At 69.2% G+C, this 19,858-nt stretch carries 22 protein-coding genes; 13 read left to right on the forward strand and 9 right to left on the reverse strand.

Annotation, left to right across the window (positions count from 1 at the left end; genetic code table 11):
- Positions 1 to 16 precede the first annotated feature (16 nt).
- The 3 genes from JJB11_RS23715 (at position 17) to JJB11_RS23725 (ending at position 2,784) form a co-directional block, all read left to right on the forward strand.
- Complete coding sequence (locus JJB11_RS23715) at positions 17 to 541, forward strand: phosphoribosyltransferase (RefSeq protein WP_201177462.1); 525 nt, start codon at positions 17 to 19, stop codon at positions 539 to 541.
- Positions 542 to 717: 176 nt separating this feature from the next.
- Positions 718 to 1,935: a PLP-dependent transferase gene (locus JJB11_RS23720; RefSeq protein ID WP_201177463.1), complete on the forward strand. Its 1,218-nt coding sequence runs from the start codon at positions 718 to 720 to the stop codon at positions 1,933 to 1,935.
- A gap of 54 nt (positions 1,936 to 1,989) precedes the next feature.
- Positions 1,990 to 2,784 (forward strand): DUF2189 domain-containing protein, encoded by a 795-nt coding sequence (locus tag JJB11_RS23725; RefSeq protein WP_201177464.1) that lies wholly within the window; start codon positions 1,990 to 1,992, stop codon positions 2,782 to 2,784.
- Positions 2,785 to 2,811: 27 nt separating this feature from the next.
- Here the strand turns inward: JJB11_RS23725 and mnmH are convergent, their stop codons facing one another.
- Together mnmH and JJB11_RS23735 are read right to left on the reverse strand one after the other, a co-directional pair.
- A complete protein-coding gene (gene mnmH, locus JJB11_RS23730; RefSeq protein WP_201177465.1) occupies positions 2,812 to 3,867 on the reverse strand; it encodes a tRNA 2-selenouridine(34) synthase MnmH in 1,056 nt (351 codons plus the stop codon).
- Positions 3,864 to 4,541 carry an arylesterase gene (locus JJB11_RS23735; RefSeq protein WP_242529092.1) on the reverse strand — a complete coding sequence of 226 codons (678 nt, stop codon included), beginning with the start codon at positions 4,539 to 4,541 and terminating at the stop codon, positions 3,864 to 3,866. Before JJB11_RS23735 ends, mnmH begins: the two co-directional genes overlap by 4 nt.
- On the opposite strand from JJB11_RS23735, the gene JJB11_RS23740 reads away from it, so the two are divergent.
- From JJB11_RS23740 to JJB11_RS23750, 3 genes are read left to right on the forward strand one after another with little or no spacing between them, the layout of a single operon-like run.
- Positions 4,540 to 5,235, forward strand: a complete 696-nt coding sequence (locus tag JJB11_RS23740; RefSeq protein WP_201177467.1) for an ABC transporter ATP-binding protein — start codon at positions 4,540 to 4,542, stop codon at positions 5,233 to 5,235. The two genes, JJB11_RS23735 and JJB11_RS23740, sit on opposite strands and share 2 nt — an antisense overlap.
- Before the next feature lie 7 nt (positions 5,236 to 5,242).
- A complete protein-coding gene (gene rlmB, locus JJB11_RS23745) occupies positions 5,243 to 5,977 on the forward strand; it encodes a 23S rRNA (guanosine(2251)-2'-O)-methyltransferase RlmB (RefSeq protein ID WP_201177468.1) in 735 nt (244 codons plus the stop codon).
- Positions 5,974 to 6,696, forward strand: a complete 723-nt coding sequence (locus JJB11_RS23750) for an NAD-dependent protein deacylase (RefSeq protein WP_201177470.1) — start codon at positions 5,974 to 5,976, stop codon at positions 6,694 to 6,696. Before rlmB ends, JJB11_RS23750 begins: the two co-directional genes overlap by 4 nt.
- On the opposite strand, the gene JJB11_RS23755 is transcribed toward JJB11_RS23750, so the two are convergent.
- The 6 genes from JJB11_RS23755 to JJB11_RS23780 all read right to left on the reverse strand — a co-directional run bounded on the left by JJB11_RS23755 (position 6,693) and on the right by JJB11_RS23780 (position 13,316).
- Positions 6,693 to 7,268 (reverse strand): chromate transporter, encoded by a 576-nt coding sequence (locus JJB11_RS23755; RefSeq protein ID WP_201177472.1) that lies wholly within the window; start codon positions 7,266 to 7,268, stop codon positions 6,693 to 6,695. The two genes, JJB11_RS23750 and JJB11_RS23755, sit on opposite strands and share 4 nt — an antisense overlap.
- A complete protein-coding gene (locus tag JJB11_RS23760; RefSeq protein WP_201177474.1) occupies positions 7,265 to 7,852 on the reverse strand; it encodes a chromate transporter in 588 nt (195 codons plus the stop codon). The genes JJB11_RS23755 and JJB11_RS23760 overlap by 4 nt, the downstream gene beginning before the upstream one ends.
- A gap of 8 nt (positions 7,853 to 7,860) precedes the next feature.
- Entirely contained in the window at positions 7,861 to 8,772 is a 912-nt protein-coding gene (locus tag JJB11_RS23765; RefSeq protein ID WP_242529097.1) for a DMT family transporter, read from the reverse strand.
- Positions 8,754 to 9,680, reverse strand: coding sequence for a bifunctional helix-turn-helix transcriptional regulator/GNAT family N-acetyltransferase (locus tag JJB11_RS23770; RefSeq protein WP_201177478.1), 927 nt, complete (start codon positions 9,678 to 9,680; stop codon positions 8,754 to 8,756). The genes JJB11_RS23765 and JJB11_RS23770 overlap by 19 nt, the downstream gene beginning before the upstream one ends.
- A gap of 274 nt (positions 9,681 to 9,954) precedes the next feature.
- A complete protein-coding gene (locus JJB11_RS23775; protein ID WP_277988875.1) occupies positions 9,955 to 12,102 on the reverse strand; it encodes a 3-hydroxyacyl-CoA dehydrogenase NAD-binding domain-containing protein in 2,148 nt (715 codons plus the stop codon).
- 8 nt (positions 12,103 to 12,110) lie between these two features.
- Positions 12,111 to 13,316 carry an acetyl-CoA C-acetyltransferase gene (locus JJB11_RS23780; protein WP_201177482.1) on the reverse strand — a complete coding sequence of 402 codons (1,206 nt, stop codon included), beginning with the start codon at positions 13,314 to 13,316 and terminating at the stop codon, positions 12,111 to 12,113.
- 214 nt (positions 13,317 to 13,530) lie between these two features.
- Here JJB11_RS23780 and JJB11_RS23785 point away from each other — a divergent pair, with 214 nt between their 5' ends.
- The 7 genes from JJB11_RS23785 to JJB11_RS23815 all read left to right on the forward strand — a co-directional run bounded on the left by JJB11_RS23785 (position 13,531) and on the right by JJB11_RS23815 (position 19,376).
- Positions 13,531 to 15,975: a DUF6351 family protein gene (locus JJB11_RS23785; RefSeq protein WP_201177485.1), complete on the forward strand. Its 2,445-nt coding sequence runs from the start codon at positions 13,531 to 13,533 to the stop codon at positions 15,973 to 15,975.
- A 69-nt stretch (positions 15,976 to 16,044) separates the two neighbouring features.
- The gene (locus tag JJB11_RS23790) at positions 16,045 to 17,208 is read left to right on the forward strand and encodes an acyl-CoA dehydrogenase family protein (RefSeq protein ID WP_201177487.1); all 1,164 of its coding nucleotides are present in this window, start codon (positions 16,045 to 16,047) and stop codon (positions 17,206 to 17,208) included.
- Positions 17,209 to 17,213: 5 nt separating this feature from the next.
- Entirely contained in the window at positions 17,214 to 17,681 is a 468-nt protein-coding gene (locus JJB11_RS23795; protein WP_201177488.1) for a tellurite resistance TerB family protein, read from the forward strand.
- A 76-nt stretch (positions 17,682 to 17,757) separates the two neighbouring features.
- Positions 17,758 to 18,105: a GFA family protein gene (locus JJB11_RS23800; protein WP_201177490.1), complete on the forward strand. Its 348-nt coding sequence runs from the start codon at positions 17,758 to 17,760 to the stop codon at positions 18,103 to 18,105.
- A 59-nt stretch (positions 18,106 to 18,164) separates the two neighbouring features.
- Complete coding sequence (locus tag JJB11_RS23805) at positions 18,165 to 18,557, forward strand: VOC family protein (RefSeq protein WP_201177492.1); 393 nt, start codon at positions 18,165 to 18,167, stop codon at positions 18,555 to 18,557.
- A gap of 7 nt (positions 18,558 to 18,564) precedes the next feature.
- Positions 18,565 to 18,999 carry an ArsR/SmtB family transcription factor gene (locus JJB11_RS23810; protein WP_201177494.1) on the forward strand — a complete coding sequence of 145 codons (435 nt, stop codon included), beginning with the start codon at positions 18,565 to 18,567 and terminating at the stop codon, positions 18,997 to 18,999.
- Complete coding sequence (locus JJB11_RS23815; RefSeq protein ID WP_201177496.1) at positions 18,897 to 19,376, forward strand: SRPBCC family protein; 480 nt, start codon at positions 18,897 to 18,899, stop codon at positions 19,374 to 19,376. Before JJB11_RS23810 ends, JJB11_RS23815 begins: the two co-directional genes overlap by 103 nt.
- Here JJB11_RS23815 and JJB11_RS23820 read toward each other — a convergent pair.
- Positions 19,333 to 19,851, reverse strand: a complete 519-nt coding sequence (locus JJB11_RS23820) for a YXWGXW repeat-containing protein (protein ID WP_201177498.1) — start codon at positions 19,849 to 19,851, stop codon at positions 19,333 to 19,335. The genes JJB11_RS23815 and JJB11_RS23820 overlap by 44 nt on opposite strands.
- Positions 19,852 to 19,858 lie beyond the last annotated feature (7 nt).

The raw sequence follows: 19,858 nt of genomic DNA on the forward strand, positions 1-19,858 counted from the left end.
GCAGAGGAACAAGAGCATGTTGACGGAAGACGGCAAGCACCTGTACGTAAGCTACGACGAGTACCACAACCTCTGCGAGAAGCTCGCGATCAAGGTCCACCAGTCGGGATGGGCGTTCGACACCATCCTGTGCCTGGCGCGCGGCGGCATGCGTCCCGGCGACATCCTGTCGCGCATCTTCGACAAGCCGCTGGCGATCATGTCCACGAGCTCGTACCGCGCCGAGGCGGGCACGGTGCAGGGGCACCTGGACATCGCGCACTACATCACCACGCCGCGCGGCGAGATCGCGGGCAAGGTGCTGCTGGTCGACGACCTCGCGGACTCCGGCCACACGCTGCACAAGGTGGTGGAGATGCTGCGCAGCAAGTACCCCAAGGTGACCGAACTGCGCACCGCCGTTCTCTGGACCAAGGGCTTGTCGAAGTTCTCGGCGGACTACTCGGTGGAGTTCCTGCCGACGAATCCCTGGATCCACCAGCCGTTCGAGACGTACGACAACATGCGCCCGGAGAAGCTGCTGGAGAAGTGGAAGGTCTGAGCGAAAGCGGGAGCGGACTACCGGACGCAGAGGTCGCAAAAGGGAACAGCCAAAGGTCGCAAAAAAGACCTTCCTGAAATGGAAGTCCTTTTGCGTCCTCTGCGAAACCTCTGCGTCCGGATGTTGGTCGTTTCTCCGTCAGCGTCTACGGACGCAGCCCCGGGTAGGATGACGGCATGAGCAAGCCGGTCACCGATCTCATCCACCATCCCTACCAGCCGCCCGCGGGCTTCCAGGCGCCCCAGCCGGGCGTCTACAAGGCTTCCACGGTCATCTTCGCCAACGTTGCCGCCATGCGGGCGCGCGACTGGAAGCACAAGACCGGCTACACCTACGGGCTGCACGGCACGCCCACGACCTTCCTGCTGGAGGAGCGCATCGCGGCGCTCGAAGGCGGCGCGCAGTGCGTGCTGGTGCCCAGCGGGCTGGCGGCCATCGCCAACGTCGCCATGGCGCTGCTGAAGTCGGGCGACGAGGTCCTGCTGCCGGACAACGTCTACGGCCCCAGCCGCGCGCTCGCCGACGGCGAGTTGCAGGGCTGGGGCATCACGCACCAGCTCTACGACCCGATGAAGCCGCAAGACCTGGAGGCACGCATCGGCGGCAAGACGAAGCTGGTGTGGCTGGAAGCGCCGGGCTCGGTGACCATGGAGTTCCCGCCGCTGGCGCACCTGGCCCACATCTGCCGCCAGCGCGGCGTGACCAGCGCCCTCGACAACACCTGGGGCGCGGGCCTGGCCTTCAACGGCTTCGATCTCGGCCGGGGCGCCCGCTTCGCGGCGGGCAGCGGCGCCGACATCGTGGTGCAGGCGCTGACGAAATACCCCAGCGGCGGCGGCGACGTCCTCATGGGCAGCATCGTGACGCGCGACGAGAAGCTGCACCAGGCACTGAAGCTCACGCATATGCGCACGGGTTTCGGCGTGGGCGGCAACGATGCCGAGGCGGTGCTGCGTTCGCTGCCCAGCATGGCGGTGCGCTACCGTGCGCACGACGCCGCCGCGCGCCAGCTCGCGCGCTGGCTGCAAGGACGCGAGGAGATCTCGCAGGTGCTGCACCCGGCCTTGCCCGGCTCCCCTGGCCACGAACACTGGCAGGCCCTGTGCGGCGAGGATGGCCTGGCCGCCGGCCTGTTCTCGGTGGTGTTCGACGAGCGCTTCGCGACCCGGCAGGTCGACGCCTTCTGCGACGCGCTGAAGCTCTTCAAGCTGGGCTACTCCTGGGGCGGACCCATGTCGCTCGTGGTTCCCTACGACATTCCCTCCATGCGCAGCCGCACCCTGGGCACCTGGACCCACAAGGGCGTGCTGGTGCGCTTCTCCGTCGGATTGGAGGATCCCGAGGACCTGCAGGCCGACCTGGCACAGGCCCTGGAGGCGTTGCAGCGCGGGTGAACCCCGAGGACGCGGGCTCGCGCCGGAGCTACGCTGGGCCCGGAGGAGCACCGCATGGAGCATCCCGTTCCCGACAGCGAAGGCGGGGCGCCGGTCGCCGCGCCGCCCCGGCCGCAGGTGCGTGATCTCGCTTTCGCCGCGCCGCTGCGCTGGCTGGCGCGGGGCGCGCGCGACCTGCGCGCGCACCCCTGGATCGCGGCGTTCTACGGCGTCGCCTTCTGGATGATGGCCGTCACGCTGGCGCTCGTGTTCCAGCACAGTCCCGAGTACACGATGACGATCGTGTCGGGTTGCCTGCTGGTCGGCCCCTTCCTGGCGATGGGCCTGTACGAGGTGAGCCGCAAGCGCGAACGCGGCGAGCCGCCCAGCCTGCCCGACTCGCTCACCTGCTGGGACCGCCACCTGGGCAGCATGGGCCTGCTGGTGCTCGTGCTGACGGTGCTGGAACTGCTGTGGGGCCGCGCCTCGCTGGTGGTGTTCGCGGTGTTCTTCAACACCGGCATGCCCTCGACGGCGAGCGTGCTGCAGGCCGTGTTCAACCCGCGCAACTGGGAGTTCCTGGCCGTCTACACGGTGGTGGGCAGCATCTTCGCCGTGCTGGTGTTCTGCAGCACGGTGGTGTCGATCCCGATGATCCTGGACCGCGACACCGACGCGGTGACCGCCGCCATCACCAGCTTCGGCGTGGTCCTGCAGAACACGGCGACGATGCTGCTGTGGGGCGCGCTGGTGGTCGGGCTCACGCTGCTGGCGCTGTGGCCGTGGGCGCTGGGCATCCTGATCGTCGGCCCGTGGCTGGGGCATGCCAGCTGGCATGCGTATCGCGAAGCCGTGGGCTGGGACGCGTGAGGCGGGCGGCCTCGCGCAGCCACGCTCTCACGAGGCCGCCAGCTCCTGCGCCAGCGCTGCCATCGCCTCGGGCGAGCGGTCGTGCGGCGCGATGCTCCTCGCCTGCGCGAACTGCCGGAAGTTGCGCTCCGTCGAACTGGCATAGCCCGGGTCGTAGTGCTTCAACAGCAGTTCGCGCACGACCGGTTCGATCTCGCCCGCACGCACCTGCGCCTGCCAGCGTTCCACCTGTTCGCGCCCGCGCAATTGCACCAGGGCAGCTAGGCGCTGGCAGAACAGCTCCCGGTCGCGGCTGAAGAAGGCGTAGTCCTCCAGCAGCAGTTGCACGCGCTCGTCGTCGGGCAGGTCCAGCCGCAGGCAGGCACTGGTGCGCATCGCCGCGATCAACGATTCGGGCACCGCGACGTTCCCCACCTTGCGGCTTTCGCTTTCCACGTACACCGGACGGGCCGCGTCGAAGCCGCGCAGCTTCTCCCACACGAGGGTATCGAAGCGCTTTTGCGTCGGTTGCGGCTGCCCCGGGATCAGGCCCAGCACCGAGCTGCGATGGCTGGCCAGCGCTTCGAGGTCCAGCACCTGCGCGCCCGCGGCTTCCAGCGCCTGCAGCAGCCGCGTCTTGCCCGAGCCGGTCGGGCCGCACACGACGCGGAACGACAGGCGCTGCGCGAGCGACGGGAGCTCCGCCAGCAGGGCGGCGCGGAAGGCTTTGTAGCCGCCTTCGACCAGCGTCACGTTGAAGCCGATCTGGCCCAGCACCAGCGACAGCGCGCCGCTGCGCTGGCCGCCGCGCCAGCAGTACACGAGCGGCTTCCAGCCCTTGGGCTTGTCGATCACGTGCTGTTCGATGTGTCGGGCGATGTTCGCCGACACCAGCGCGGCGCCGCGCTTGCGGGCCTCGAAGGGACTGACCTGCTTGTAGAGCGTGCCCACCTCGTGCCGCTGCGCGTTGTCCAGCGACGGCCAGTTCACCGCGTCGGGCAGGTGGTCCTCGGCGTACTCGTTCTCGCTGCGCGCATCGATGATCGCGTCGAACTCGGCGAGTCGCGCGATCGCCTCGGTGGCCGGAACAGGACGCACGCTCATGACGCGGACCCAGGCTGGCGCTGCCGGGCGGCGTCGGGCAACTGCTTCTTCAGCTCGGGCCAGACGTTGTCCAGGATGCGCGGGTGCGCCTCTGCCCGGGGATGGATGCCGTCGGACTGGAACAGCGTGCGCGCATCCGGCGCATCGGCCACGCCGGCGAGCAGGAAGGGCACGAGGCCCGCGTGGAAGCGCGCCGCGACCTGCGCGAACAGGGCGGCGAACTTCTTCGTGTAGTCGGAGCCGTAGTTCGGCGGCACCTGCATGCCCACCAGCAGGACGCGGGCGCCGGCCTTCTGGGCCGCCTGCGTCATCTGCGCGAGGTTGTCTTCGGTGCCGGCCAGCGGCAGGCCGCGCAACGCGTCGTTGGCACCCAGCTCGATGATCACGTGCGTGGGCTTGTGCTGCGAGAGCAGGGCGGGCAGGCGGGCGCGACCGCCCGAGGTCGTGTCGCCGCTGATGCTGGCATTGATCACGCGGGCCGGAATGCGCTCGCGCGCCAGGCGGTCTTCGAGCAGCGCGACCCAGCCGCTGCCGCGCTTCAGGCCATACTCCGCGCTGAGCGAATCCCCGAGCACCAGGATGACCGGCGGGGCCGCGGCCGGCGCTGCGGCCGCGTACACGGCTGCCAGCAAGAAGGCCAGCAGCTCACGCCGCCGCCAGGAAACCCAACGCATGTCTGAATCCATCATCTCCGTCGAACACGTCTTCAAGTCGGTCACCGACTCCACGGGAACGCTGGACATTCTCCGCGATATCGATTTCTCCCTGGCGCCGCGGGAAACCGCCGCCATCGTGGGCGCCTCCGGCTCGGGCAAGAGCACGCTGCTGTCCATCATCGCCGGCCTCGACACGCCCACGCGCGGCACCGTGCGCCTGGCCGGCCAGGACCTCTTCGCCTTCGGCGAGGACGACCGCGCGGAACTGCGGGCGCGGCAGGTGGGCTTCGTGTTCCAGAGCTTCCAGCTGATGGGCAACCTCACGGCGCTGGAGAACGTGATGCTGCCGCTGGAGCTGGCCGGGCGCAGCGACGCCCGCAAGGCCGCCGGCGAGATGCTCGCGCGGGTCGGCCTGTCCGAGCGGCTGGGCCATTATCCCCGCGTGCTTTCCGGCGGCGAGCAGCAGCGCGTGGCGCTCGCGCGCGCCTTCGTGGTCCACCCCGCCGTGCTGCTCGCGGACGAGCCGACCGGCAGCCTGGACTTCGCCACGGGCGAACGCGTGATGAACCTGATGTTCGACCTGAACCGCGAGCAGGGGACCACGCTGCTGCTGGTGACGCACGACCGCGCCATCGCCGAACGCTGCGAGCGGCGCATCACGATCGAGGCCGGCCGCATCGCGCAGCAGGAGCGCGTCGCGGCACCGGGATAATCCGGGCATGTCCACGCCCAAAGTCCTGTTCGGCTTCCATGCGGTGGGCGTGCGCCTGCGCACCGCCCCCAAGACCATCCTCGAGCTCTACGTCGACGCCACGCGCAGGGACGCGCGCATGCGCCAGTTCGTGCAGAAGGCGCAGGAGGCCGGGCTGAAGCCGGTCGAAGCCGACGGCTCGCGGCTGGCCCGCCTGGCCGGCAGCGCGGGCCACCAGGGCGTGGTCGCGCGCGTGGAGGCGCTGGCCCTGACACACTCGCTGGACGACCTGCTCGACGCCATCCCCGAGCCGCCCCTGCTGCTGGTGCTCGATGGCGTGACCGACCCCCACAACCTGGGCGCCTGCCTGCGCGTGGCGGACGGGGCCGGCGCGCACGCGGTGATCGCCCCGAAGGACCATGCCGTGGGCATCAATGCAACGGTGGCGAAGGTCGCGAGCGGCGCCGCCGAGACGGTGCCGTACTTCATGGTGACCAATCTCGCCCGCACGCTGGGCGAGCTGAAGGAGCGCAACATCTGGTGCCTGGGCCTGAGCGACGAGGCCACGGAAACGATCTACCAGTCCGACCTGAAGACCCCCACGGCGCTGGTGATGGGCGCCGAGGGCACGGGCCTGCGCCAGCTCACGCGCAAGACCTGCGACGCGCTGGTGTCCATCCCCATGCGCGGCGCGGTGGAGAGCCTGAACGTCTCGGTGGCGAGCGGCATCTGCCTGTACGAGGCGGTGCGCCAGCGGCTGTGAACCAGGCTGTTTCCGAGTGGGTGCGAGACGCCCGCCGCATCGTGCTCCTGAGCGGCGCGGGCATGAGCGCCGAATCGGGCGTGCCGACCTTCCGCGACGCCCAGACCGGGCTGTGGGCGCGCTTTCGGCCCGAGGAGCTCGCGACGGAGGACGCCTTCCGCGCGAATCCGCAGAGGGTGTGGGACTGGTATGCATCGCGGCGCGAGATGATTGCGCAGGTGACGCCGAACGCGGGTCACGTCGCCGTCGCGGAGTTCCAGCGGAGGCATCCCGGCCGGCTCACCGTCGTCACGCAGAACGTGGACGGGCTGCACCAGCGGGCCGGCTCGCCCGGCGTGCTCGCGCTGCACGGCAACATCGCCGAGGACCGCTGGCTGGACCGCGCGCGATCCTGCTGCGTGCCGGAGAACATCGAGGCAGGTCGGCCGCCGCGCTGCGCGATCTGCGGCAACCTGCGGCGCCCCGCGGTCGTGTGGTTCGGCGAGATGCTGCCGGCGCAGGTGCTGCGGCAGGCGGAAGAGGCGGCGGCTGCGTGCGACCTGATGCTGGTGGTCGGGACCTCCGGCGTGGTCTATCCGGCCGCGGGACTGGCGCGTGCCACGGCCGGTCGCGTGGTGGTGGTGAATCCGCACGCGTCCGAACTCGACGACGCGGCGCACGCCGTCCTGCGAGGCACTGCCGCGGCGCTGCTGCCGCAACTGCTGCTGGGTGCGCCCTAGACCCAGCCGAACCAGCCCAGCACCGCGCCCGCGGCCAGCAGCCAGAGCAGGTGCACCCGAGTGCGCCACACGAGCACCGCGGCGACCGCGGTCACCGCCCACATCCGCCAGTGCGCCAGCGCGTAACCCTGGGCGGTGGTGAGGATCCAGCCCGTCGACAGCAGCAGCGCGATCACCAGCGGCGCCATGCCTTGCTTGAAGGCGCGCACCGCGCGCAGGTCGCGGTTGCGGTGGCTCCATTGCGAAGTGAAGTAGACCAGCACGGAGCTGGGCAGCATGATGCCGCCGAGGCACAGCAGCATGCCGAGCAGCGCGGTCCAGAAGCCGCCGGCGTTCAGGCCGACGTTCCAGCCCATGAGCGCGGTGAACAGCACGTTGGGTCCGGGCGCCGCCTGGGCGAGAGCGATGGAGGCGCTGAATTGCGGATCGGTGAGCCAGCCCCTTTCGTCCACCAGGAACCGGTGCATGTCGGGCGCGGTGGTGATCGCGCCGCCGACGCACAGCAGCGAGAGCGAGGCATAGTGCACGAACAGCGACAGCCAGTCGGCGGCGCCCAGCGTGACCGGCATCATCCGCGCAGCCTCACGAAGGCGACGGTGAAGGCCGTGCCGCCCAGCGCCAGCAGCACCCACGCGAGCGGCAGGCGCAGCAAGGCGATGGCCACGAAGGCGAGGGCGCCGAGCAAGGCAGCGAGCGGGATGCCCAGCACGTTCTTCTCTAGAGCGGGCACGAGCTTGAGCCCGGTGGCGATGATCAGTCCCGAGGCGATCGCGCCCATGCCGCGCAGGGCGCCCGCGACCTGCGGACTGGAGGCGAACCGCGCGTAGGCCACCGCCAGCGTGAGCAGCAGCAGCAGGGGCGCGATGATGAGTCCCGCGAGCGCGACGGTCGCGCCGCGCCAGCCGAAGTAGCGCGAGCCGAGCGTGATCGCCAGGTTGATGACGTTCGGCCCGGGCATGATCTGCGCGACGGCCCATTCCTCGACGAAGTCCTCGCGCGTCATCCAGCGCTTGTTCTCCACGAGCTCGCGCTGCGCCACCGCCAGCACGCCGCCGAAGCCCTGCAGGGCCAGCCAGGTGAACGAGAGGAAGAGGTCCGTGAGGTTGCGGGGGCGCAGCACCTCGTCGGGGGCCACGGCTTGGGCAGGAAACGACATTGCCGCGATTATCGCGACCGAGCCTGTCTCGTGCCCGACGGCGAGCGGGTCGCCAGCGCGAGTCCCAGGGCGATGAGGGCCAGCGCCGCCAGTGTTCGTGGCGCCGGGACCTCGCCCAGCAGCGGCCACGCCAGCAGCGTGGCGGTGACCGGATTGAGCGCGAGGAACACGGTCACGCGGGTGGGCGTCTCGTGCTTCAGTGCATACAGCCACCAGAAGTAGCCGATGCCGCTGGACAGGCCCACGAAGGCCACGACGCCCCAGGCCGTCGGCGACAGGCTTCGCGTGCGGGCAGGCCAGTCCTCGTGCAATGCGATGACCGCGAGGAACAGCACCGACGCGAGCATGGCAAACGCCGACACGGGCACGGTCGGATAGCGCCGCAGGTACGGCCGGTACAACACGCTGCACACCGCGCCCACGCAGGCGGAGGCCAGCACGGCCAGCTCGCCCCACCAGGCACCCGCGTGCAGCGCCTGCAGCTTGGACAGCAGCGAGACGGCAACGCCCGCGATGGACAGCAGGACGCCCGCGAGCAGTTGCGGCGTGACCTGCTCGCGGCCGAGCGCCGCGCCCAGCAGCAGCGTGAGCAGCGGGAACAGGCTGAAGATCAAGGCGGCCGGCGCGGCGGGCACCGTCTGCAGGCCCCAGTTCAGCAGCGCGATGAGGATGCCGAACTGCCCGGTGCCCAGGGCTGCCATGGCCCAGAGATCGCGGGCCGGCGGTCGCGCGGGCAGCCGGCGCAGCGCGGGCCAGGCGAAGGGCAGCAGGCACAGGAAGCCGATCGCGTAGCGCAGCATGGCCAGCGTGAGCGGCGGCACTTCGCCGACCACGAAGCGCGACGCGACGATCGCCGCGCCCACCTGCACGCCCGTGGCGGCGGCCGCGGCGAGGGCGAGGTTCAGAGCCGCCGCTCCCAGATTTCGCTGACCAGCGACTGCCCGAACGCCTCGTTCGGCTCGCTTTCCTTGAGCGCGAAGCCGCGCGACGCATAGATGGCGCGCGCCGCCGTGAGGTTGCTCTGGGTCCACAGCATCATGCGCCTGTAGCCCGCGGCCCGAGCGAAGGCGATGCATGCGTCAGTGAGGCGCCCGCCGAGCCCGAGCCCGCGCGCCTCCGGACGCACGATCAGCAGCCGCAATTGCGCCACCGTCGCGGACTTGCGCACCACGAAGATGCAGCCCATGCGCTCCCCATCCACTTCGGCGATCCAGGCCTTCTCGCAGGCCGGGTCGAGCTTATGGACGAAGCGGGCGACGATCTCCGCCACCAGCGCTTCGAACGTGGCGTCGAAGCCGTACTCGCGCGCGTACAGCTCGCCATGCACCTGCACCACCCAGCCGAGGTCGCCGGGTTGCGGGTCGCGCAGGACGATGCGGCGCGATCCGGCGGGCGGCGGGTCCAGCAGGCGGTGCACCGTCTCCAGCGACTGGATCAGCCGCGGCCGAGCCTCGCGCGGGACGGCCGCGAGCAGGGCGGCTGCCTCGTCGCGCGATTTCTGCTGCAGCGGGCTGAACACCGCATAACCGGCTTCGGTCAGCCGCAGCAACTGCTGGCGCCCGTCGTGCGCAGCCGCCTCGCGGGCGATCCAGCCGCGGTCCTCGAAGCGCCGCAGGATGCGACTGAGGTAGCCCGCGTCGAGCTCGAGGTCCCGCACGAGCTCGCGCGCAGTGAGCGGGGGACGGTGCGCCAACTCGTACAGCACGCGCACCTCCGTGAGCGTGAAGTCGGTGTCGAGGTAGCGCTTGAGCACGCCGATGCGCTGCGTGTAGAAGCGGTTGAAGGCGCGGACTGCCTTCACCTGCGATTTGTTGACTCCGGCAACCATGGGCGCAGTTTCGCCGGGATCCTTGCCGGAGTCAACGAAATGGGTCTGGGGAGTCGGGGGTGTTTGGCGTCGGGATGGTGCATGAGAGCGTCGGCTCCCTCTGCGTCGAAGCACACCTGGGCTACACCGCAGGATCGGGAGGGGGCAGCCCGGCTCGGCGAAACAAAGGCGGAAGCTCGGGCTTGTCAAAGCCCGAGCCGGGGGACATTCGCAGGGACGGGTTGCTCCGTCCCGGTCCGGCAAACTCGCGCGGACGCAAACGCGCGAGTGCGGCTCAGTACTTCGGCTCGAACCGCCGGATCGCGTCCTTGACCTGGGGTGCCACCACGAACCCCGGCCCGTACTTCGACGCGAGAACCTCCGCGCGGTGCAGGAACGCGTCGATGCCGGTTCCGTAGATGAACTGCATCGCGCCCCCCGTCCAGCCCGGGAAGCCGATGCCGAAGATGGACCCGATGTTCGCGTCGTGCACGCTGGTGAGCACGCCTTCGGCGAGACAGCGCGCGGTCTCGATCGCTTGCCGGTACAGCAGGCGATCCTTGAGATCCTGCAGGTTCCACTCGACGCCCAGCTGCTCGAACAACTCCTTCAGCTTCGGCCACAGGAACTTCTTCGCGCCTTTCTCCTGTGGGTACTCGTAGAAGCCGCCGCCCGCGGCGCGGCCGTTGCGGTCGAACTCCTTGACCATGCGTTCGACGAGCAACTCGCCCGGCGTCGCGATGTAGGTCTGCCCCTCGGCACGCGCGTCGGCGCGCGTCTGGTCCAGCACGTGCACCGAGAGCGACAGGGCGGTCTCGTCCAGCACGGCCAGCGGTCCCACCGGCATGCCCGCCTGCAGGCCTGCCTGCTCCACCACGGGCGCGGGGATGCCTTCGCCCACCATGGCGGCGCCCTCCATGACGAAGGTGCCGAACACGCGGCTGGTGAAGAAGCCGCGCGCATCGTTCACGACGATGGGGATCTTGCCGAGGGCCTGCACGTAGTCGTACGCGCGGGCGACAGTCTCGTCGTCCGTGGCCTGGCCGCGGATGATTTCCACCAGCTTCATCTTGTCCACGGGACTGAAGAAGTGGATGCCGACGAATTTCTCCGGCCGGGCGCTGGCCTTCGCAAGGCCCGTGATCGGCAGGGTGGAGGTGTTGCTCGCGAAGAAGCCGCCCGGCGCGAGCATGGCCTCCGCTTCCTTCGTGACCTTCGCCTTCAGTTCGCGGTTCTCGAACACCGCTTCAATGATCAGCTCGCAGCCCTGCAAGTCCTTCACCGACTCGGTGGGCGTGATGCGTGCGAGCAGGGCCTGCTGCTCCAGCGGGCTCATGCGGCCCTTCTCGATGCGCGACTGCGTGATCTTCGCCGAGTAGGCCTTGCCGGCCTCGGCCTTGTCCTGCGAGACGTCCTTCAGCACCGTCGCGATGCCGCGGCTCGCCTGGGCATAGGCGATGCCGCCGCCCATCATGCCGGCGCCGAGGATGCCGACCTTCTGCGGCTTGTACCTGCCGTCCCACTTCGGACGCGACTGGCCAGCCTTGATCGCGTTCATGTTAAAGAAGAAGGTGTTGATCATGTTCTTCGCCACCGGCGACACGATCAGCTTGGCGAGGTAGCGGCTTTCGATGCGCAGCGCGGTGTCGAAGTCCACCTGCGCGCCCTCGACCATGCAGGCGAGGGCGTATTCCGGCGCGGGGTACAGGCCGCGCGTCTTCTGCTTCAGCGCCGCCGGGGCGACGGCCAGCATGCCGGCGATCTTGGGGTTGCTCGGGGTGCCGCCCGGCATCCGGTAGTCCTTGGCGTCCCAGGGTTGCTGCGCCTGCGGATTCGCCGCGATCCAGGCGAGCGCCGATTGCCGCAAAGCCGCCGCGTCGGGCACGAGCTCGTGGACCAGGCCCAGCTCCAGCGCTTCGCGCGGGGAGAACAGCTTGCTCTCCAGGATGTAGGGCTGCGCTCCCAGCAGTCCCAGCAGGCGCGTCATCTTGGTGATGCCCGATGCGCCGGGGATCAGTCCCAGCGTGATCTCCGGCAGCCCGAGCTGGATCTTCGGGTTGTCGACGGCGACGCGGTGGTGCGCCGCCAGGGCCACTTCCCAGCCGCCGCCCAGGGCCGCGCCATTGAGGCACGCCACCACGGGCTTGCCCAGCGTCTCCAGCGTGCGGAAGTTTTTCTTGGTCTGTTCGATCTCGCGGAAGACCTGCGGCGCATCCTCGGGCTTGAGGCGCATCGTGCCCTTCAGGTCCGCGCCGGCGAAGAAGGTGCTCTTGGCCGAGGCGAGCACGACGCCGCGGATCGCGTCCTTGTCCTGCACCACCTGCTGCACGGCGGCCGTGAGGTCCTCCTGCCATTGCGCGCACATCGTGTTGACGGGCGAGCCGGGCTCGTCGAAGGTGAGGGTGGCGATGCCCTCGGCGAGTTCGTAGCGGATCGTCTTCATGGCCATTCTCAGATGCGCTCGACGATCGTGGCGATACCCATGCCGCCGCCCACGCAGAGCGTGGCGAGGCCGTAGCGCAGCTGGCGCCGGTGCAACTCGTCGATCAGCGTGTTCAGGATCATGGCGCCGGTGGCGCCCAGCGGATGGCCCATGGCGATCGCGCCGCCGTTCACGTTCACCTTCTCGTGCGGCACGCCCATCTCCTTCATGAAGCGCATGGGCACGGCGGCGAATGCCTCGTTCACTTCGAACAGGTCGATCTGGTCCACCGTCATGCCTGCCTTCGCCAGCGCCTTGCGCGCCGCGGGCATCGGGCCGGTCAGCATGATGGTCGGATCGGCGCCCGAGAGCGCGGCGGACACGATGCGTGCGCGCGGCGTGAAGCCATGGGCCTTGCCCGCCGCTTCGCTGCCGACCAACACCGCCGCCGCGCCATCGACGATGCCCGACGAATTGCCGGCGTGGTGCACGTGGTGGATGCGCTCCACCTGCGGATAGCGGCTGAGCGCCACCTGGTCGAAGCCCAGGGCGCCGAGCTGCTCGAATGCGGGCTTGAGCGCCGCGAGGCCTTCCATCGTGGTGCGCGGCTTGATGAACTCGTCCTGGTCGAGGATCACCTGGTCGAGGAAGTCCCTGACCGGCACCACGCTGCCGGCGAAGAAGCCGCCTTCGCGAGCGCGGGCCGCGCGCCGCTGCGACTCCAGCGCGAATGCGTCCACGTCCTCGCGAGTGAATCCTTCGATGGTCGCGATCAGGTCCGCGCCTATGCCTTGCGGCACGAAGGCCGTCGCCGCATTCGTTTCCGGGTCCTGCGACCAGGCGCCGCCGTCGGAGCCGATGGGCACGCGGCTCATGCTCTCGACGCCTCCGGCGACCACCAGGTCTTCCCAGCCGGAGCGCACCTTCTGCGCCGCCATGTTCACCGCTTCCAGCCCCGAGGCGCAGAAGCGATTGAGCTGCACACCGCTGCAGCGCCAGTCCCAGCCGGCCTTGAGCGCCGCGACCTTGGCGATCACCGAACCCTGTTCGCCGATGGGCGAGACGACGCCCATCACCACGTCATCGACCTGGCCCGTGTCGAAGTCGTTGCGCCTCTGCAGTTCGGACAGCACGCCGGCCAGCAGGTTGACCGGCTTCACCTCGTGCAGGCTGCCGTCCTTCTTGCCCTTGCCGCGCGGCGTGCGGATCGCGTCGTACACATAAGCTTCGCTCATGGGGTCCTCCTGGCAATGCGCCGCAGTATAGGGGTCGCATCCGGCGATTGCTCGGCAGGAACAGGAGCGCCGGGTAACGGTCGCGCTGCTGCATGTCGCTCACGTGACGCTCTGCGGGTTTGCCTCAGACCGACGCGGGAACGCGCAGGCCTAGATTGCCACCGAGCCCGCGATGTCACGCGGGCCGTTCAAGGAGACATCTGTGGTACCCCAATTGCAGAAAAGGAGACCGCGGGCCGCGGTCTGGCATGCGCTCGGCCTGGTGATCGTGTCCGTCGCGCTCAGCTCGTGCGGCGGCGGCAACGGCGACCACGGCACGCCGCTGAGCATTCGCACCGTGTCCAACCGCGCGGACCTGATCAGCGATGGCGATGCGCTCGTGGAGGTCACTGCGCCCCCGGGCCTGGCCAAGCAGGACCTCACCATCAAGCTCAATGGCAGCGACGTCACGAGCGCCTTCACCGACCAGGGCCACGGCAAGATGCTGGGCGTGGTCACCGGCCTGAAGACGGGGGCCAACGTGGTGGAAGCCGAAACGAACAGGGGCTCGCCGCCGGGCGCCAGGCTCACCATCACGAATGCGCCGCGCAGCGGGCCGGTGCTGTCGGGTGCGCAGATCACTCCCTACTACTGCGCCACGCCGACGCCGCAGCCGCAGTCGGGCACCACCCCGGCGACCAACGCGAGCGGGCTCTCGGGGCAGCCCGACGCGAACTGCAACATCGCGACCGAAACCAAGCTCTACTACCGCACCACCGCGGCCAGCACCGGCACGGGCGCCTGCTCCACGGCCTTGCCCGACCCGGTCTGGAACAGCAATGGCCTCACCGGCGCGATTCCGGCGGCACCGACCGCGCCGGCGAACTCGTGCTGGAAGCCGTACACGCCCGGCACCACGCCGGCGGACATGGCGACGGCGACCACCGACAACGGCCAGATCGTTCCCTTCATCGTGCGCCTCGAACGCGGCACGATGAACCGCGGCATCTATGACCTCGCGGTGCTGTTCGATCCTGCCAAGCCCTGGACTCCCGTGGCCCCGCAAGCGCAGTGGAACGGCAAGGTGTTCTACAGCTTCGGCGCCAGCACCGGCCAGCCGCGGCGGCAGGCCCGCTCCACGGCTACGGCCTGGAGCCAGCTGGAGCTGCAACTGCAGCGTGGCTGGATCGTCGTGTCCAACAGCATGACCGACTCGCTGCGCAACTCCAATCGCGTCGTCATGTCCGAGACCGTGATGATGATGAAGGAGCACATAGGCGACACCTACGGGTCGATCCGCTACACGCTCGGCACCGGCTGCTCCGGCGGCTCGATCAACTCCAACATGAACCTCTCGATCATGCCGGGCAACCTGGACGGCGTCGTCACGAACTGCACCTATCCCGATTCCGAAACGACCTCGCTCGAGGTCGGGGACTGCACGCTGCTGGTGGAGGCCTACCAGAAGCCGCAGATGCAGGCTCTCTGGAGCGGCATGCTGCAGTCGGACATCAACGCCAAGGAGGCCGCCATCAACGGCCATCCGGACCAGACGGGTTGCCAGGCATGGTTCAACCTGTTCGGCAGCAACGGCAAGGCCGGCCTCTACAAGATGCGGACGGTGACCGACAACAACACGGGAGCCATCAGCGAGGCCGCGACGCCGACCAACAACTGCGAGCTGCCGAACAGCGCCGTGTACGACCCGGCGAATCCGGTCGCGACGGCCACGCTGCCGCGTTGCAATGCGTGGTCCTGGGGCGCGTCGATCTGGGGCACGGTGAGCGGGTCTCCCGCGGCGAAGGACACGCGTGACAACGTGGGCGTGCAGTACGGCCTGGGCGCGCTGCTGGCCGGCAGGATCTCGGCGGAGGAGTTCGTCACGCTCAACGAGGTGATCGGCGGGACCGACCACGATACGACGCCGACGGCGGCACGCACCAGCGCAGACACCGACGCGCTCGCCATCGCCTACCGCTCCGGCATCGTCGCCTCGGGCAAGAACCTGGCGAAGGCGGCCATCATCGACGAGCGTGGCTGGGACGATTCGCTGATCACCACGCCGCCCGGAAGCACCCTCTTCGTCACGCTGTTCGGCATCCACCACCAGTGGTACAGCTGGGCGATCCGCGACCGGATCACGCGCGATGCGGGCGACGCCGACAACCAGGCCTTGTGGCGCTTCGCGCGGGGCGCGATGCCGGCGTCGCCGGCCATGAGCCTGGACGCGTTCAACAACATGGACCAGTGGCTGACCACGCTCGTGACGGACCCGAGCAACCGCTCCATCGAGCAGAAGGTGCGCGCGGCGCGTCCGGCGAGCTCGAAGGACTTCTGCTACCTGACCAGCGACACCACGCAGAGCACGAAGATCTTCGACCAGGCGACCTGCGACGCCGATCCGTTCCTCAAGCCCGCGGCCTCGCCGCGCCAGGTGGCCGGCGGCCCGCGCTCCGAGGACGTGCTGAAGTGCCAGCTCAAGCCGCTCTCGCAGTTCGACTACCCGAGCAACACCTTCACCCCGGCGCAGTTCTCGCGCCTGCAGGCGGTGTTCGGCACCGGCGTGTGCGACTGGAGCAAGCCCGGCGTGGGCCAGCAGGCCGCACAGAGCCCGCTGACGTTCAAGGCCGGTCCGGGCGGTCAACCGCTGGGCGACGCACCGACGTCTTCGCGCCTGTAAGCGCTTAAGCTGGTGGCCGCTGTCCGAGAGGACGGCGGCCTTTTCTTTTCGTTTCCGGGGATGCGCAAGATGATCGAACGCACGCTGTTCAACGCCGACCACGAAGCCTTCCGCGATGCCTTCCGGCGCTTCGTGGACAAGGAGGTCGCGCCCTTCCACGCGGACTGGGAGGAGCAGGGCTACGTCGACCGCGCGCTGTGGAACAAGGCGGGCGCGAACGGCTATCTCTGTCCGACGATGCCGGAGACCTACGGCGGCGCCGGCGTGGACAAGCTGTATTCGGTGATCCAGATGGAGGAGCTCGCGCGCGGCGGCTTCACGGGCGTGGGCTTCGGGCTGCACAGCGAGATCGTCGCGCCGTACATCCTCCACTACGGCACCGAGGAACAGAAGCAGCGCTACCTGCCCCGGCTCGCCAGCGGCGACATGGTCGGTGCGATCGCCATGAGCGAGCCCGCGGCCGGCAGCGACCTGCAGGGCATTCGCAGCACCGCACTGCGCCAGGCCGACGGCAGCTACCTCCTGAACGGCAGCAAGACCTTCATCACCAACGGCTGGCATGCCGACCTGGTGATCGTGGTGGCGAAGACGGATCCCGCGGCCGGCGCGAAGGGCACGAGCCTGCTGCTGGTCGAACGCGGCATGGCGGGCTTCGAGAAAGGCAAGCGCCTGAAGAAGCTGGGCCTGAAGGCGCAGGACACCTCGGAGCTGTTCTTCGACAACGTGCGCGTGCCCGCGGCCAGCCTGCTGGGTGGCGAGTCCATGGTCAACCGCGGCTTCATCGCGCTGATGGAGCAGCTGCCCTGGGAGCGCATCCAGATCGCGATCACGGCGGTCGCGTCGGCGCAGGCGGCGATCGACTGGACGGTGCAGTACGTGAAGGACCGGCGCGTGTTCGGCCAGCCCGTGGCCGCGTTCCAGAACACGCGCTACAAGCTGGCCGAGCTGCAGACCGAGGTGCAGGTCGCGCGCGTGTTCGTCGACAAGTGCCTCGAGCTCGTGCTGCAGGACCAGCTCGACACCGCGACCGCGAGCATGGCCAAGTACTGGACCAGCGACCTGCAATGCAAGGTGATGGACGAATGCGTGCAGCTGCATGGCGGCTACGGCTACATGTGGGAGGTCCCGATCACGCGGGCCTACGCCGACGCCCGCGTCCAGCGCATCTATGGCGGCACCAACGAGATCATGAAGGAGGTGATCACCCGGGCCATGGGGCTGGGAGGAAAATAGGGCGCATGCTGCGCGCCCTGCAAGACCTCTTCGATTCGTTTGTCGCTCCCTCCCTCTCTCCGGCCGAGCAGGAGCACCAGCTGCAACTGGCCACGGCCGTCCTGCTGGTGGAGGTGATGCGCTCCGATGCCGCCGTGCAGCCCGCCGAGCGCGCGGCCATCCTGGCCGCGCTGCACCGGCAGTTCCCGCTGGAATCCGATGCGTTGCAGCGGCTGCTGCAACTCGCCGAGCAGACCTCGCGCACGGCCAACGATTTCTTCGCCTTCACGTCCACGCTGAACGAGCACTTCAGCCAGGAGCAGAAGATCGGCGTGATCGAATTCATGTGGCAGGTGGCCTATGCCGATGGCCGCATCGACGAGGGCGAGAACCACGTCATCTCGCGCGTCGCCGGCTTGCTGCACGTCACGCACGGCGAGTACATAGCCGCCAAGCTGCGGGCCAAGCAGGCGGCGGGACTCGGCGCGCCCTGAGGTTGACGGGCGGCGCTTGACCGGGGCGGGCGCCGCTCCTAAACTTAACCGCATGGTTAAGTAACAGGGGAAATGAATGAGCTACACCGGCAGCTGCCATTGCGGCGGCATCCGATTCGAGGTGGATGGCGAGGTCGACAGCGGGCTTGCCTGCAACTGCTCCATGTGCGCGCGGCGCGCATCGCTGCTGTGGTTCGTGCCCAGGGACAAGCTGCGCCTGCTCACGAGCGAGGACGCGGTGTCCACGTACCTGTTCAACAAGCACGTGATCCGGCACCGCTTCTGCGCGAAGTGCGGCATCCACGCCTTCGGCGAAGCACAGGGGCCGGACGGCCGCGCGATGGCCGCCATCAACCTGCGCACGCTGGAAAATTTCGACCTGGACAGCGTGCCGGTGAAGCACTACGACGGTCGTTCGACCTGACCCCTCGGGCGCCATTCCGGTTTCGCGGCAGCGCGCCGCATGCACCCAGGAGAATTGCCATGGATCCTGTTGTCCATTTCGAGATGCCTTATGACGACGCCGCGCGCATCGCGCGTTTCTACGAACAGGCGTTCGGCTGGAAGCTGCAGAGGCTCGGGGCCGAGATGGGGCACTACGTTCTCGCGACCACCGCGGAAGCGGATGCGAGGCCGGACGGCCAGCGGGGCGCCATCAACGGTGGCTTCTTCCCGCGCAGTCCGGAGATGCCGGGCCAGCATCCTTCGATAGTCATCGCCGTCGGCGACATCCAGTCGGCCATGACGAAGGTGAAGCAGGCCGGCGGCGAGGTGCTGGGCACGCCCATGGAGATCCCCGGCGTCGGCCAGTACGTGGCTTTCCACGACACGGAGCGCAACCGGGTGAGCATGCTGCAGCCCTTGCCGCGCTCCTGAGCGGCGGATGACGCCCGCAGCTGACCTCGACCAGGTGTTCGGGGCCTTGGCCGATGCCACGCGCCGCGGCGTGATCGCGCGGCTCACGCAGGGCCGCGCGAGCATCACGGAGCTCGCGCACCCGCACGGCATGTCCCTGCCGGGTTTCATGAAGCACCTGCGGGTCCTCGAGGACGCGGGCCTGCTGGTGCGCACGAAGGAAGGGCGCACGGTGCGCTGCGAACTGGCGCCGCGCGCGCTGGAGGATGCGGCGATGTGGCTGGCGCAGTACGAAGCATTCTGGAGCGCCCGGCTCGACGCACTGGGCCGCTACCTGTATCACGAGCAGGAGGTACATCCATGGACCGCCCGGCCGCCGCGCAAGCGCAGCTCCGCATCACGCGACGCTACGGCGTCCCCGCCGAAAAAGTCTGGCAAGCCTGGACCGACCCGCAGGCGCTGAGTGCGTGGTTCGGGCCCGGCGAACCGCATTCGGTGCTGGTCGCGGAGCTGGACGTGCGTCCGGGCGGAAACTACCGCATCCGCTTCCGCACGCAGGACGGCGGGGAACACGAAGTGGGCGGCACGTACGAATTCGTCGAAGTCAACGCGCGGCTGGTCTTCAGCTGGGCGTGGCACAGCACGCCGGAGCGCGTGTCCCGCGTGAGCGTGACGCTGCGCCCCGTGCCGGGCGGCACGGAGCTGGAGCTGCTGCACGACCGCTTCCACGATGCGGCTGCCGGCGACAACCATCGTCGCGGCTGGACTGCCACCATCGCGAAGCTGGACGCGTGGATCAATAGCGGTTCGGGTCGCGCGGATAGCGGTCGTCGCGATTGATCACGCCGTCGCCGTCGCGATCGCCATAGCGACGCCGGCGGCTGTTGTCGTATTCCGCGTAGCCGTCGCCGCGCACCCAGTGCCCCGGCTGCAGGTACCACGAGCCGTCGGCGTGCTGCTGCCAGTGTGCGGCCTGCCACGCGTAGCCGGGCCGCGCCTCGACGAAGGCGCCGCCGTGCCAGATGTAGCGCCCATCCTCGAAGGTGTAGTAGCCGGGCGCCCAGACCTGGCCCGGGCGGGGAGCCGGCACGGTCTCGACCACAGGCGCCGGCGGCGGCGACTGCACGACATACCCGGAGTTGCCCATGATCACCTGGGGTCCGTTGCTGTAGGCGGGCGCACCGTAGTAAGGCGCTGCGCCTTGGGTGTAGGGAACGGTGCCCGCCACGACGGCGGGGGTAGCCTGCGCGATCGAGGCGAGGCCGGCCAGCGAGCCGGCGGCCACGGCCAGGGCGAGCATCTTCTTGCGGTTCATGTCGTAC

Source organism: Ramlibacter ginsenosidimutans, from assembly GCF_016654015.1.
Taxonomy (GTDB): Bacteria; Pseudomonadota; Gammaproteobacteria; order Burkholderiales; family Burkholderiaceae_C; genus Ramlibacter; species Ramlibacter ginsenosidimutans.